Below are 14,363 nucleotides of genomic sequence, written 5' to 3' on the forward strand. Positions count from 1 at the left end.
GGCCGCCCCAGCACAGCCTTCGCCGTGGCTGGTCCAGCTGCGCTCGTCACCGGCCACCACGTCGAGAGCCGGCGTCGGGATCGCCACGAGGCCACGCCGCAGCCGGCCCCAGCGGCCGACCGGGAACCGCACCGAGCCCGGTCACATGACGGATGCGGAGCCCGCCCGCCCGGGTCGAGCATCGTCTCCCTCACCTCGTCCGACGGACCTCTCCGGTCCGCGGACCCCGACGGATTCGAGGAGGCCCCGCCATGGGCACGATCCCCACGGGTGACCGGGACACGCAGGGGGGCGTTTCTCCTGGCCCGCGGCGGTCGGCGCATCGCGCACGACCGGCGGGGCCACGGCCGCTCGACCTGGTCCGGCGACGTCCGGCACAGCCTGCCGAGCGCCGAGGAGTGACCGCCGGACCCCGGTCGTCACGGGGCGATGACGAGTTCGGTGATGCGGTCGCCGTCCATCGTGAAACGGTAGCCGAGATCGACGACGCCACCCGGGAAGTCGCCCTCCAGGTGGTTGACGGCGATCCAGTGCGCGCTGTCGACGCGCTGCGCACCGACGAGCGCGGTGGTGTACGTGAACTCGGCTCCGGCCTTGGTCAGGAAGCCGCGGATCTCCTCGGTCCCGCGGTAGGTGATGCCTTCGTCGACCACCACGGCGGTGGGCGTGAAGGCGCGCAGCGCGGCATCCGCGTCGCGGGCGTCGTGCGCGGCGAGGTAGCCGCGGATCGGAGCCGGGAGCTGGTCGGGCTGGATGCTGGTCGGTGTGGTCATGTCCCGACGGTGCGGCTTCCCGGACCGGGAGGGTCAAGCGCTGGACTCTCCCCCGGGGAGAGGGTGCACAGTGCACGCGTGCTGGCGATCGGTGAGTTCTCCCGGCTGACCCACCTGAGCGTGCGCACCCTGCGCCGGTACCACGACGCAGGCCTGCTGGAGCCGGCGACGGTGGACCCCGCGAGCGGCTACCGGTACTACACCGCGGACCAGATCCCGACCGCACAGGTCATCCACCGCCTGCGCGAGCTCGACGTCCCCCTGACCGACGTCCAGCGGATCCTGCGCTCCCCCGATCCGCGCACCCGCGCCCGCTTGATCGCCGACCACCTGGAGCGACTCGAGTCCGAGCTCGACCGGACCCGGGCCGCGGTGGCGTCGCTGCGCCGGCTGCTGCGTCCGGCGCCGGCCCCGCTGCAGGTGGAGTTGCGCTCGGTCGCGGCCACGACGGTGGCCGCCGTGGAGGACGAGGTGGCGCACGACGAGGTCCTCGCCTGGTACGCCGGGGCCATGGCCGAGCTGGACGCAGCGGTCGAGGGGCCGACCGGTGCCCCGGGCACCCTGAGCGACAACTCCCTGTTCGAGAGCGGCCGCGGCCACGTGCTCGTGTACCTGCCGACCCCTCACCCCCCGCACCGGGGCCGGGTGCACCCGGTGACCCTGCCGGCCGTCGAGCTCGCCGTGACCACCCACGTCGGCCCGCACGACGACATCGACGTCACCTACGGCGAACTGGGCGCCTGGGTGGTGGCCAACGCTCTGGCGGTGGCCGGGCCGGTGCGGGAGAGCTACCTGGTCGGCCCGCGCGACACGGCCGACCCGTCCGCGTGGCAGACGGAGATCGGCTGGCCGGTCTTCCGCGTGGCGCCGCGCTGATAGTCGCTGCCCATCCCTGATCCACGTTCCACGAGAGGCCTGCCCCATGCCGGGCATCCGGACACCAGACCAGCGGCTCCGCGTCTTCGTGAGCTCGACCCTGGGCGAGCTGGCGGCCGAGCGCCGAGCCGTCTCCCGCGCCATCGCTGCGCTGCGGCTCACCTCCGTGATGTTCGAGGCGGGCGCGCACGTGCGCCCGCCCGGCGAGGTGTACCGGGCCTACCTGGCGCAGAGCGACGTCTTCCTCGGCATCTACTGGGAGCGGTACGGCGAGCTCGTCCCGGGCCTGGACGTCTCCGGTCTGGAGGAGGAGTTCGAGCTCTCCCGTGGGATGCCGCGGCTGCTGTACCTGAAGACACCCGCTCCCGACCGCGATCCGCGCCTGGCACAGCTGGTCCGCCGGATCCAGCAGGAGGCGACCTACCGTCCGTTCCGGACCCCCGCCGAACTGGGCCGGCTGGTCCGTGACGACCTCGCCCAGCTGCTGAGCGAGCGGTTCACCGCCGCGGCGACGTCACCGGCTGCTCCGGTGGCGCCGGCCACGCGGTCAGGAGGCGCCGTCCCCCGGTCCCTCCTGACCCCCGACCCCCTCCCGGTCAGCACGACGTCGCTCGTCGGCCGGCAGCAGGCCGTCGAGGAGGTCGCGGACCTGCTCTCCCGTCCCGGCCGACGGTGGGTCACCCTCACCGGCCCGGGCGGGATCGGCAAGACCCGCCTGGCGCTGGCCACCGCCGAGCAGCTGCGCGAACGGTTCGACGCCGGCACCGTCTTCGTCCCGCTCGCGGAGCTGACCGACCCCGCCGCCGTCGTGGGGCGCATCGGCTGGGCACTGGGCGCCGACCTCGCCGGTGCGACCTCGCCGGTACCCGCCCTGGCCGACCTCCTCGGAAGCGACCGGTGGCTGCTCGTCCTCGACAACCTGGAGCGCCTGGTCGCAGCCGGCCCGGAACTGGCCGAGCTGCTGACCCGATGCCCCCGCCTCGCGGTGCTCGCGACCAGCCGGACCGTCCTGGGGGTGCAGGCCGAGCAGGCGTACCCGGTTCCCCCGCTGCCGGTCCCGGAGGCGGCGGACCTGCCGCACCTGGCGGAGAACCCGGCGGTCCGGCTGTTCCTGGAGCGCGCCCGGGCGGTACGCCCGGACTTCGAGCTGACCGCGGAAGGCGCCCCGGCCGTCGTGGAGATCTGCCGCCGTCTGGAGGGCCTGCCCCTGGCCATCGAACTGGCCGCCGCCCGCATGCGGCTGCTCGACCCGGTCACCGTGCTGAGCCGGCTCTCCCGTTCCCTCGACACGCTGGGTACGGGCACGGCCGATCTCCCGAAGCGGCAGCGCACTCTCCGCGCGGCGGTGGAGTGGAGCATCGGCATGCTCGACGACGCCGAGCGGTCACTGCTCGAGGTGCTGGCGGTCTTCGCCGACGGCTGGACCCTCGCGGCCGCTGCCCACGTCGCCGGCCTCGACGAGGACCGGGCGCTGGACCTGACCGAGAGCCTGGCCCGCCACAGTCTCATCCACGTCGCCGCGAGGCCGACGGGGCCGAGACCCCGGATGCTGCACCCCGTGCGCGCCTTCGTCGCCGAACGGCTGGCGGCGCGTCCCGACGTCGACGAGGTGCGTCGCCGCCACGCCGAGCACTACCGCGAGCTCGCCGAGAGCGCCGATCGGCCGCTGCGCGGCTTCCGCCAGCGGGCGTGCGCCGAGATCCTCGTCCGGGAGAGCGACAACATCGCGACCGCGGTGCGCTGGCACCTCGCCCACGATCCGGCACCGCTCCCCCGCCTGTTCCGGGTTCTGTGGCCGTTCCGGGTCCTCTGGCCGTTCCTGGGCCTCGGGGACATGATCATCGGTGAGGCGCGCTCCTGGCTGGCCGAGCTGCTGCCGACCGAGGACGCCCTGCCGGCAGTGCCGCGCGCGGAGCTGTTGAGCACGGCCCTGCTCTCCGCCCTGGAGGTCGGAGACACGACGGCCGTCCGGGCGACCAGCGAGCGGCTGGCCGCGCTGCTCGGCGAGGTCGAGGACCCGTACCTGTCCGCCGTGTCGCCCCTGCTCCTCTCCTGGGCCGCGACGCTCGTCCGCGACCTGGACGGCGCCCGGCGGGGGTTGCGCACTGCCCTCGACCGGCTGCGCGCTCTCGACGAGCCGATGTGGACAGGGTTGGCGCTCGTGACCGCCGGATCCGTGGAGGCCGCCCTCGGCGATGCCGACGACGCCCAGGAGCTCGTCGCCGAGGCGCACGACCTGGCGGGTCGCTTCGACACCCCGTGGCTGGCTGCCGTCTCGCGGGTGGTCCTGGCCGGGCTCGCGACGGGCCGGGGCCACCTCGAGGAGGCCCGCGCCCTTCTGTCCGACGCGCTCGACCTCAGCGTGTCCGGGCAGAGCACGCACTGCCTCTGCCTGGCGCTGGCGGGTGCTTCCGCGTTGTCCCTCGCCGACGGGGACGCCGAGCGGGCCGGGCTGCTCGCCGGTGCGACCGACGGCCTGCGCCGTCGCGCAGGGCTGCGGGTGTACGCGTCGATGCGCGGGGACGGCGACCTGGCGGACGCCGTGCGCGCGGCAGCCGGATCTGCGCGGTTCGACGAGCTGTTCGCCGCGGGCGGCCGACTGGCCCTGGCGGAGGTGCTGGACCTCGCCCGCGACTACCTGCGTCCGGGCAGGTGACGCTCAGCCAACCGGTCGGAGCCGTGCGCGCATGTAGCGCGCGTCGCCCCTCGGACACAGGACCACTGGTTCACGCCAGCGCCGAACGTATCGGGCGCGCACGTCATGGGCGCCCTGCCTCGTCGTGTGCGGTGGTCACCGTTCGTCAGGATGTCCAGGCCGTCATCATCGCGCGGTACACGTGGCCTCACGTCCTCCGATCCGAGGTCCGCGGCGCCTCGACGGCTGAGCGGTGGGCCGCGCGTCCAACCGGAAGCCGACGACCAAGGTGTGCTCTGCGCCAACCGCGAGCGGCGCCAACGGCCTGGCCCGCGCTCGGCGGGAAGTCATCGCGAATCTGGACGCATCCGTGGGCGCACATGGCGTGTCGCCCTTCGGCATCCGGCCCACGTCACGGTGCCCCAGGACGGGCTGACCGATGACCGATCGTCGATGAACACCCGCGCGCGCACGAAGCGTGGCGGCCGGGTGCGGCGACCATGAGGGCGTCCTCATCGTGCCCGCACCCGTCAGCCGAGCAGGCGGAGGACGAGCTCCGGTCGCCGGTTGGCCTGCGCCAGCATCGCCGCCCCGGCCTGGGCGAGGATCTGGCTACGGCTGAGCGAGATCGTCTCCACGGCCATGTCCGCATCCCGGATGCGTGACTCCGCGGCCGCGGCGCTCTCACCCGCCACGCTCAGCGCTCGGACGGTGTGCTCGAGCCGGTTCTCGTAGGCCCCGAGCTCGGCGCGGATCTCGGAGACCCGCCCGATGGCGCCGTCGACGGCTCGGATGACGGCGGCCATCCCGCCGTACACGTAGTACCGGGGGCTGAGCTCCTCCGCGTCGCCGACGGTCGAGCCGGGGCCGGGCGTGGCACCGGTGCTCGTCAGCCCCGTCGGTGTGGCGGTGAAGGCCCCGAAGTCCGGTCCGAGGGCCGCCTGCGCCGCGGCGTTGAGGGCGTCGAGGTACTCCTGCGCCGTCTCCGCACCGGTGTAGTCGACCGAGGAGAGCGAGAACGCCTGCCCGTCGTACCTCACCACGCCGGTCAGCGCGCGGAAGCTGGCCTGGTACTCCCCGGTGGCGTACTCGCCACCGACCAGCGTGAGCCTGCCGGCCGCCGGCGTCCCCTCCTCGTCCGAGACGGCCGGGGTGCCGGTCGACTGGACGCCGACCCAACCGTTCCCCCACTCGCCGGTCTCCGGATGCTGGTAGCGGGTGACGTGGGCCGTCGACAGACCCAGGTCGGTGGCGTCCATCCCTTGGCCCGGGGCCCCGAAGGTGATCCGCAGGGTGTCGCCCGGGGATGCGCCGACCTGCAGAAGGTGGTCGTAGTCGCCGTCGAGCAGCACCGTGCCGTTGAACGCGGTGGTGCGCGCGATGCGGTCGATGCCGGCCTTCAGCTGTTCGAACTCCGCCCCGATCGCCCGCGTCGGGAGCTCGCCCATGACTGCCGTGCTGGCCCCCTGCACCGCCAGGTCGCGCATGCGCTGCAACATCGCCGAGACCTCGGTCAGGGCGCCTTCTGCCGTCCGCACCACGCTGATGCCGTCCTGCGCGTTGCGCACCGCGTGCGCCGTACCGCGGGACTGGGCGCGCAGCCCCTCTGAGATGCCCAAGCCGGCCGCGTCGTCCGCGGCGCTGGTGATGCGCAGTCCGGAGGACAGCCGGCGGAGGCTCGTCGTCACGCCGTCGTCGGCCTGCCGGAGCAACCGGGATGCGTTGAGCGCGGCCACGTTCGTGGAGATCCGCATGGCTGCCCACCCCCTCCCGACGCGTCCCTCCGCGACGACGACGGAGCGGACGCAGTGATCATCGGCGGGGCGCGCGGGGTGTTGATCCGAACCAACGTTCCATCGCGACCACCGACGGGCCCGTAGTGCTCTCGTGCCCGGGTCCGGCTACGCCGCCGCGCGGGCACGCTCGACCGCGGCCCGGCGTCGTCGGGCACGAGGTCAGCGTTGACGTCCCGCGCCCCGTGCCGTGCGCCGGTGCTGGGCAGACGGACGTCGCCGCGACCCCGACGTCCGCCTGCACGGCGACCAGGACGGGGTGCCGCGCCCCGCAGGCACACGGCGATCTGCCGAACGGCACTGTGGCCAGCGCATTCTCCCCTCGCGCACGACGCAGCAACTGGTTGACGGCCCCGGGGCACCCTGCCAAGTTCGGCGCCACTCGCCGGGTCGTACCGGCGGCCGAGCTCCTCGACTCGCTAGAGGAGAAGATGAAACGTCTCGCGTGTGCAGCGGTCACCGCCGGTCTGGCGACCACGACGCTGATGATCAGTCCCGCCGCTGCCGCTCCGCCGGGCACGGCGCCGGTTCCGGTGGCGCGGCACCTGGACAACCCCCGACAGCTGGACATGACGGAGAACGGGATCCTCGTCATCGCGGAGTCCGGAACCGGCGGCGACGACTGTGCCGTCGTGGACGGGGACGAGGTGTGCGTCGGCACCACCGGGGCGGTCAGCATCGTGCGGCACCCGGGCAAGGCCGTCGGGGTCACCGCGGAGCGTGTGGTGACCGGGCTGCTGTCCGAGGCCGGTCCGTCCGGGATCGCCGCGACCGGTAACGACGCAGCGAGCGCGCGCTCCCTCGGTCAGATCTACATCGCAAAGGACGTCGATGTCCCGGACGGCATCACCGGGCTGCCGGAGGAGCAGGAGGGCAAGCTGCTGCGCGCGACGGCGGGCCGGCCGGCCTCGGTCGTCGCCGACATCCGTGCCTTCGAGGCGGCGCACGACCCGGACGGCCAGGGGGTCGAGTCGAACCCGTACGCGGTGCTCGACATCGGCGACCGGGTGCTGGTGGCCGACGCCGCCGGCAACGACATCCTCGCCGTGGACAGGCGCGGCAGGATCAGCGTGTTCGCCGTCCTGCCCACCATCACCGGTGGCGCCTGTGACACCCGGCCCAACCAGGACGGCAGCTTCTCCTGCGACCCGGTTCCGACATCGCTCACCTTCAGCCGGGACGGGGACATCATCGTGGGGGGCCTCGGGTCGCTGGTTCCGGAGGCCGGCCGGGTCTGGGAGCTGGACCGGCGGACCGGGTCGATCCAGCAGACCTGGACCGGCTTCACGGGCGTCACCGGTGCCGCACAGGACCCGGCAGGCAACCTGTACGTCAGCGAGCTGCGCGGCGGCGATGCCGGGACCGGCCAGGTGGTCCTGGTGCCGAGGACCGGCGCACGGGCCACGCTGCCCGCGCCTTCGCCGGCGGGCGTGGTCGCCGACCGGCTCGGGAACGTGTTCGTGGCGGTGAACTCGCTCTCCCCCGGCACGGGAACCGGTGCCCCGGACAGCGACGGGCAGGTCTGGCGGCTGACCAAGCGGTCGTTCTAGCGAACCCGGCCGAAGACGTCGATCCAGGCGTGTGACGGCACGGATCGACTGATCCTGTTCGGCGAGGACCTCCGGACGTGGACCGGAGCCGGCGACGGCATCCACCCACGACCGGAGGTCCTCGTGTCCCACGCCACCGACCGAGACGCGGCTGGGCGCTCGTCGACGTCGTCGGCCCGGACCGGCACGGCCACCTGCTGGCGGCCCTCGAGTCTCGTCGATCGGCCCCCCTCGTCCGCAGGCCGGCACGCCAGCCCACGAGCGAGCCCGGCGGTTGCGCCGGCGACCGCCCTCTCCCCCCGGCCCGGTCCGGCTGCGATGCTGGTGCCGACGGCCCGGCCGGTGTACCTGTCGCCCCGACGGGTAAGCGCGCCGGACGAGGGTGGCGCATGAGGACGGCGGCCGCCCGCCGCACCTCACGAGTGGACCTGATGAACGGCAACGCCACACACCGATTCAGCAACACCGCGATCCTCACCGTGCAGACGGTGGACGCGACCCAGATCGTCACGTCGGCCGAGTTCGACGAACGGCTGGGTGACACCTACCAGCGCGTCGGGCTGCGCCCCGGGCTGCTGCAGCGGCTCGCGGGCATCGAGGAGCGCCGCTGGTGGGCCGACGGGGTGTCGTTCGTCGACGGCGCCGCCACCGCGGGCGCCAAGGCGATCAGCGAGAGCGGGGTCGACCCGGCGCACATCGGCTTGATGGTCAACACGTCGGTCAGCCGCAAGCACCTCGAACCGTCGACGGCCGTCGCCGTGCACGACGCCCTCGGTCTGCCGAGCTCCTGCCAGAACTTCGACGTCACCAACGCCTGCCTGGGCTTCATCAACGGCATGGAGCTGGCCGCGGCGATGATCGACGTCGGGATGGTCGAGTACGCGCTCGTCGTCAACGGCGAGGACGCACGACCCGTGCAGGAGCGCACCATCGATCTGCTCAACCGGCCGGACACCGTGGCCAAGGACGTGATGGGCCACTTCGCGACCCTCACCCTCGGCTCCGGCGCCGTGGCCATGGTGCTCGGCCGGGCCGACCGGCACCCCGAGGGCCACCGGCTCGTCGGCTCGGTGAGCCGGGCCGGGACCGAGCACCACCAGCTGTGCACCGGCGACAACGACGGCATGCAGACCGACCTCAAGGGCCTCCTCGCCGCCGGCCTCGAACTCTCCGGTGAACTGTGGGCGGACGCGGCGGACGAGTTCGACTGGGCCCGGGGCATGGACCGCTACGTCATCCACCAGGTCTCCAAGGTGCACACCGGGGCCCTGTGCGACCGGTTCGGCATCGACCGGGCACGCGTGCCCACGACCTTCCCCACCCGCGGCAACCTGGGCCCCGCGTCGGTGCCGTTCACGCTGGCGGGGCAGTCCGACACCCTGGCCGACGGCGACCGCGTGCTGCTGATGGGGATCGGCTCGGGCCTGAACGCCTGCTGCCTGGAGATCGCCTGGTGACAGCCGGTGCGACGGTCCAGCTGCCGGGCCTGGACCCGTCCTGGTCGCGGTGGGTCGCCGTTCCCGGTGCGGACGGCGAGAAGCACCTGTGGCACGTGCTCGACAACGGTGTGCCCGACCCGGTCGGCACCCTGCTCTGCGTGCACGGCAACCCCACCTGGTCCTACCTCTGGCGCCGGATGGTCGCCGCCGCTCCGCCGGGGTGGCGAGTCGTGGCCCCCGACCAGCTGGGCATGGGCTGGTCCGAGCGGCCGGCCGCGCCGCGGACCCTGACCCAGCGGGTGGCCGATCTCGGGGACCTCACCGCCGCGCTGGGCGTCACCGGCCCGGTCGTCACGGTGGCCCACGACTGGGGCGGCATCATCTCCCTCGGCTGGGCGCTCGAGCACCGGCAGGACGTGCGCGGCGTGGTCCTCACCAACACCGCCGTCGCCATGCCGGAGGGCGACCTGGGGCCCGCGCTGATCCGGCTGGCGCACGCGCCGGGCCTGCGCGCCGCCGTCACCGTCGGCAGCTCGGTGTTCGTCCGCGGGGCGACGGCGCTGTCGTGGCCGCCGCTGCCCCGGGAGATCCGCCGGGCCTACGCGCAGCCCTACCCGACGGCCGCGCGGCGCCGGGCCGTGGGCGAGTTCGTCGCCGACATCCCCTTCCGCACGGGACACCCCTCCCGTGCGGCGCAGGAGGCGATCGCCGAGGGCATCCGGACCCTCGACGTCCCCGCGCTCCTCCTGTGGGGTCCTCGTGACCCGGTCTTCGGCGAGAAGTACCTGGCCGACCTGCGCGAGCGCCTGCCCCGGGCGGCGGTGCACCGCTACGAGGGCGCCTCCCACCTCCTCCCCGAGGACGCGCCCCAGTACGCCCAGGCGGTGGCCACCTGGGTGACCGACACCTTCGCCGCACCGGACACCGCGGCCGTGGGCAGCCGCGGCACGGCGGTGGAGCCGGCCCGGCCCTGGGCGGCCCTGGCCGCCCGCGCCGAGGACGACTCCCCGGCCGTCGTGGAGACCGGCGGGGACTCAGTCACCTGGGCGGAGCTGGCCCGCCGGGTCGCCGACCTCGCCGCCGGCCTGGCGGCGGCCGGTGTCCGTCCAGGAGATCGGGTGGCGCTCCTGCTGGAACCGTCGGCGGACCTGACGGCAGCGGTCTACGCCACCTGGCGCGCGGGCGCCGTCATCGTGGTCGCCGACAAGGGACTCGGCTTCCGGGGCATGCGCCGCGCGCTCCGGGGAGCGGCGCCGGACCACGTCCTGGGCGGCCCCGCCGGCCTGGCGGCCGCCAGGGCGATGGGGCTGGCCGGGACGCGCATCGTCGCGGGGCGGACGACGGCCCGGCTGCGCCGGGCCCTCGGCGCCGAGCGCGACCTGGCCTCGCTGGAGGCCCTCGGCCGGTCGTCGGCCGCGCCCGAGGAGGTCCCGGCGGACTCGGACTGCGCAGTCGTCTTCACCTCCGGGGCCACCGGCCCCGCCAAGGGCGTGGTCTACACGCAGCGCCAGGTCGGCGCCCAGCTGGAGCTGGTCAGGACCGCCTACCGCCTCACGCCGGGCGACTCGCTGGTGGCCGCGTTCGCTCCCTTCTCGATCCTCGGACCGGGGCTCGGGATCGCGTCGTCCGTGCCCGACATCGACGTCACGGAGCCCGGCACGCTGACCGCCGCGAAGCTGGCCGACGCGGCGGCCGCCGTGGACGCCACGGTGGTCTTCGCCGCACCGGCCGCCCTGCGCCGCGTCGCCGCCACCACCGAACAGCTCACCGCGGAGCAGCGCTCGGCGCTGAGCCGGGTCCGACTGCTCATGTCGGCCGGCGCGCCCGTGCCCACCCCGCTCCTGCACTCCCTCCGGGAGACGTTCCCGCGGGCCGAGGCGCACACGCCGTACGGCATGACCGAGGCGCTCCCGGTCACCGACGTCTCCCTGGACGACGTCGAGGCCGCCGGGCCGGGGAACGGCGTCTGCGTCGGCCGCCCGGTGCCCGGTGTCGAGATCCGCGTCAGCCCGCTCTCCCCGCTGGGCGCGGCCGACGGCCCGCTCACCGAGGCGCCCCACGTTCCCGGCGAGGTCTGCGTGCGCGCCCCCCACGTGAAGGACCGCTACGACGCGCTGTGGGCCACCGAGCGATCCGCCGCCCGCGATCCGGGATGGCACCGCACCGGGGACGTCGGGCACCTGGACGGCGCGGGACGGCTCTGGATCGAGGGCCGGCTGGCCCACGTGATCAGCACCGCGGAGGGGCCGCTGACCCCGGTCGGCCCGGAGCAGCGGATCGAGCGGCTGGACGCCGTCTCCGCCGCGGCGGTCGTCGGCGTCGGACCGGCAGGCGCGCAGGTGGCCGTCGCCGTCGTCGTGCCCAGCGCCGGCCCCGGGCGACGGCGCTCCCGCCTCCGGGTGGGAGCCGGTGCCGGGCGGCTGACCGTGGCACCGGTCGAGCTCGCCGACCGGGTCCGGGACGCGGCCGGGACGGACCTCGCCGCCGTGCTCGAGACGAAGGCGCTGCCGGTCGACATCCGGCACCAGTCGAAGGTCGACCGGGCGGCACTGGCGCGCCGGGCGACCCGGGTCCTCTCCGGCTCGCCGGTGCGATGGGCGACCCGGAGCGGCGGGACCTCGTGAAGGTGCTGGTCACCGGCGCGAGCGGGATGCTCGGCCGGGTCACGGCCCAGCGCCTGATCGCGCGGGGCGACGAGGTGACGGTCTTCCAGCGCCGTCCCTCGGGCCTGCCCTGCGCCGAGGTGCTCGGGGACATCGCCGACCCCTCCGTGGTGGCACGGGCGGCCGCGGGGCAGGACGCCGTCGTCCACCTCGCCGCGAAGGTGGACGTGACCGGGACGTGGGAGGAGTACGCCCGGGCCAACGTCGAGGGCACGCGGAACGTCGTCGCCGCCTGCTCCGCCGCGGGCGTCCAGCGGCTGGTGCACGTCTCCTCCCCCTCGGTCTCGCACGCCGGGGCACCCCTGTTCGGGGCCGGGGCAGGGCCGGCCGACCCGGCCCGGGCGCGTGGCGCCTACTCGAGGTCCAAGGCGCTGGCCGAGCAGGTTGCGCTCGGCGCGGACTCGGCTGCCCTCGCGGTGCTGGTCCTCCGCCCGCACCTGGTGTGGGGCCCGGGCGACGAGCAGCTCGTGGCGCGGATCGTCGCCCGGGCCGGCAGCGGCCGCCTCCCGCTCATCGGTTCCGGCGCGGCCTTGATCGACACCACGTACGTCGACGACGCCGCTGCCGCCCTCGTGGCAGGGGTCGACGCGTGCGGGCCCGTCCACGGGGAGGCGCTGGTGGTCTCCAACGGTGAGCCCCGCACGGTGGCCGAGATCCTGCGACGGCTGTGCTCGGCGGCCGGCGTGCCCGGACCCCGGGGTCGGGTGCCGGCGCACGCCGCCTGGCTGGCCGGCGCCGTGGTGGAGAGGACCTGGTCAGCGCTCGGCCGCCGGTCGACCCCTCCCCTGACCCGGTTCCTCACCGAGCAGCTGACGACGGCGCACTGGTTCGACCAGCGGCGGACCCGGACCGCGCTCGGCTGGCGGCCGGAGGTCGGCCTCGACGAGGGCTTCGCCCGGCTGGCCGCCTGGTACGGCGATCGGCACACGGCTCCGGACGACGCGGTCCTCCCCGCCTGACGCCGGACGCTCCGGCCGTCAACCGTCCGGGGAACGCGCCTCCTCCTGGGCCGGTGTCCGCCGTCCGAACCACAGGATGCCCGTCCCCAGCGACAGGACCAGCAGGACCGACATGGCGATCAGCAGCGGCACCGGCCCGAACTGGGCGATCAGCGGGAGCGACGCCGCGGTGACCAGTCCGCCGCCGAAGAAGGGCTCGAAGGCCAGCTGCTTGTAACCGAAGGCCTCCATCGCCGGGGTGGCGGCGTTGGGGTCGGCGACCCGGATCAGGATCAGGCCGGTGGCCGTGACGCCGAGGGACTGCCCCAGGTCGCCGATACCGCGCTCGAACCAGAAGCGCGGGATCATCCGGCGCGCCAGGAAGACGAAGGCGCCCACGTTCCACGAGAGGCCGGCGACGGCGAGGAGGAGGAACGTCACCCAGTTGTCCGCGATCGCCTGGATGGACAGCGTGGCGAGGGCGCTGATGATCAGCAGGTCGAGGGCGATCCCCTGGATGCGCAGCATCATCCGCCGGTCGACGATGCCGGTCCGGTCGAACCGGTCGACGAACTTCTGCACCAGCACCCCGCCGATCATCGCCAGCGGGAACAGCGGCACGAACTCGAAGAGCTCGACGGTGTCGGCCCACAGCGCCGCCTCGAGGGCCTGGAGCGCCTCGAGCAGGCCGAGGCCGATGAGGATCGCCACGGCGACGATCGCGAAGTGGATGGCCAGCGGCTCGACCGAGGCGGTGCGCACCGTCATCAGCGCGGCGGGCGGCTGCTCCTCCCGCTCGTAGAGCCCGCGCTGCTCGGCCAGCGACGTCTTCGCGTCGTCCTCCAGCACCTGGGCGCGGCCGGTGTGCACCCCCCAGTTGATCAGTGCGATGCCGACGACGACGCCGGAGACGACGCCCACCGTGGCCAGGCCCAGCGCCAGGTCCTGCGCCTCCGGGAAGCCCAGGTCGGCGAAGGTGGTGCCCAGGCCTGCGGCCGTGCCGTGGCCGCCCTCGAACCCCACCTCGATGAGCGCGCCGACCATGGGGTCCTGGCCGAGGAACGGCACGAGCAGCAGGACGGCCAGCAGCAACCCGATCACGTACTGGCCCGACGCCATGGTGACGCCGAGGGCCAGCTGCGGCCCGGCGAGCTCGGCGGCCTCCTTCACCTTGGGGATCCGCTCGCCGAGGAACAGGGTCGCGAAGACGACCGAGATCAGCAGGCCCGGCAGCGACGCCCAGACCTCGAGGAACTCGGCCGGCCACAGTCCGCCGCTCAGCGGCGCGTCCTCCCCGCCGATCGCCTCGGCCACCGAGCCGACCACCTCGGGGCCGATGAGCAGGGCGAGGAACCCGCCGATGATCGAGCTGGGGAGGAAGAGCTTCTGGGCGATGCGTGACCGGATCCGGACGAGTTTGGCGACCAGGAGCAGGACGCCCAGCACCAGCAGGCTGAGTCCGATGACGTCAGGGGACACGCTGCCTCCGTCAGGTCAGGCCGTCCCGGGGACCGGTCGCGCCGGCCGGTCCCCGCCGGGTGCCGTCCACCATGGCGGCTCCGGGATCCGGCGACAACCGGTTCCGGCGCACCGGCTGCGGCCTGTGCCCGGGCATCGTCGAGGACCAGGTCGACGTCGATCGCCGCGGCGGCGGCCGTCCGCTGGGCCGCCGCGGCCACGACCGGCGCCGTGACGT

The 14,363-nt window shown here is 74.4% G+C and carries 9 protein-coding genes; 6 read left to right on the forward strand and 3 right to left on the reverse strand.

Translation table 11 applies throughout. The features are described from left to right. Positions 1–419 precede the first annotated feature (419 nt). Entirely contained in the window at positions 420–773 is a 354-nt protein-coding gene (locus ACI8AP_RS03395) for a nuclear transport factor 2 family protein (RefSeq protein ID WP_456587921.1), read from the reverse strand. A gap of 78 nt (positions 774–851) precedes the next feature. Here ACI8AP_RS03395 and ACI8AP_RS03400 point away from each other — a divergent pair, with 78 nt between their 5' ends. Both ACI8AP_RS03400 and ACI8AP_RS03405 read left to right on the forward strand, forming a co-directional pair. Next, on the forward strand, positions 852–1,649 hold the full coding sequence (locus ACI8AP_RS03400) for a MerR family transcriptional regulator (RefSeq protein ID WP_456587922.1): 798 nt from the start codon (positions 852–854) through the stop codon (positions 1,647–1,649). 88 nt (positions 1,650–1,737) lie between these two features. Beyond that, on the forward strand, positions 1,738–4,305 hold the full coding sequence (locus tag ACI8AP_RS03405; RefSeq protein WP_456587923.1) for an ATP-binding protein: 2,568 nt from the start codon (positions 1,738–1,740) through the stop codon (positions 4,303–4,305). 509 nt (positions 4,306–4,814) lie between these two features. Here the strand turns inward: ACI8AP_RS03405 and ACI8AP_RS03410 are convergent. Further along, positions 4,815–6,038: a flagellin N-terminal helical domain-containing protein gene (locus tag ACI8AP_RS03410; protein WP_456587924.1), complete on the reverse strand. Its 1,224-nt coding sequence runs from the start codon at positions 6,036–6,038 to the stop codon at positions 4,815–4,817. Between the two features lie 470 nt (positions 6,039–6,508). Here ACI8AP_RS03410 and ACI8AP_RS03415 point away from each other — a divergent pair, with 470 nt between their 5' ends. The 4 genes from ACI8AP_RS03415 (at position 6,509) to ACI8AP_RS03430 (ending at position 12,688) form a co-directional block, all read left to right on the forward strand. Next, on the forward strand, positions 6,509–7,627 hold the full coding sequence (locus ACI8AP_RS03415; RefSeq protein ID WP_456587925.1) for a ScyD/ScyE family protein: 1,119 nt from the start codon (positions 6,509–6,511) through the stop codon (positions 7,625–7,627). A gap of 389 nt (positions 7,628–8,016) precedes the next feature. Then, complete coding sequence (locus ACI8AP_RS03420; protein ID WP_456587926.1) at positions 8,017–9,084, forward strand: 3-oxoacyl-ACP synthase III; 1,068 nt, start codon at positions 8,017–8,019, stop codon at positions 9,082–9,084. Next, a complete protein-coding gene (locus ACI8AP_RS03425; RefSeq protein WP_456587927.1) occupies positions 9,081–11,690 on the forward strand; it encodes an alpha/beta fold hydrolase in 2,610 nt (869 codons plus the stop codon). The genes ACI8AP_RS03420 and ACI8AP_RS03425 overlap by 4 nt, the downstream gene beginning before the upstream one ends. After that, a complete protein-coding gene (locus tag ACI8AP_RS03430; RefSeq protein WP_456587928.1) occupies positions 11,660–12,688 on the forward strand; it encodes an NAD-dependent epimerase/dehydratase family protein in 1,029 nt (342 codons plus the stop codon). Before ACI8AP_RS03425 ends, ACI8AP_RS03430 begins: the two co-directional genes overlap by 31 nt. A gap of 18 nt (positions 12,689–12,706) precedes the next feature. Here the strand turns inward: ACI8AP_RS03430 and ACI8AP_RS03435 are convergent, their stop codons facing one another. Further along, entirely contained in the window at positions 12,707–14,146 is a 1,440-nt protein-coding gene (locus ACI8AP_RS03435; RefSeq protein ID WP_456587929.1) for a sodium/glutamate symporter, read from the reverse strand. Positions 14,147–14,363: the final 217 nt, after the last annotated feature.

The sequence above is a fragment of the Blastococcus sp. SYSU DS1021 genome, assembly GCF_054050995.1.

Coding starts and splice junctions, on each gene's coding strand:
- ACI8AP_RS03395 (WP_456587921.1), bottom strand. CDS start 773: ATGACCACACCGACCAGCATCCAGCCCGACCAGCTCCCGGCTCCGATC.
- ACI8AP_RS03410 (WP_456587924.1), bottom strand. CDS start 6,038: ATGCGGATCTCCACGAACGTGGCCGCGCTCAACGCATCCCGGTTGCTC.
- ACI8AP_RS03415 (WP_456587925.1), top strand. CDS start 6,509: ATGAAACGTCTCGCGTGTGCAGCGGTCACCGCCGGTCTGGCGACCACG.
- ACI8AP_RS03420 (WP_456587926.1), top strand. CDS start 8,017: ATGAGGACGGCGGCCGCCCGCCGCACCTCACGAGTGGACCTGATGAAC.
- ACI8AP_RS03430 (WP_456587928.1), top strand. CDS start 11,660: ATGGGCGACCCGGAGCGGCGGGACCTCGTGAAGGTGCTGGTCACCGGC.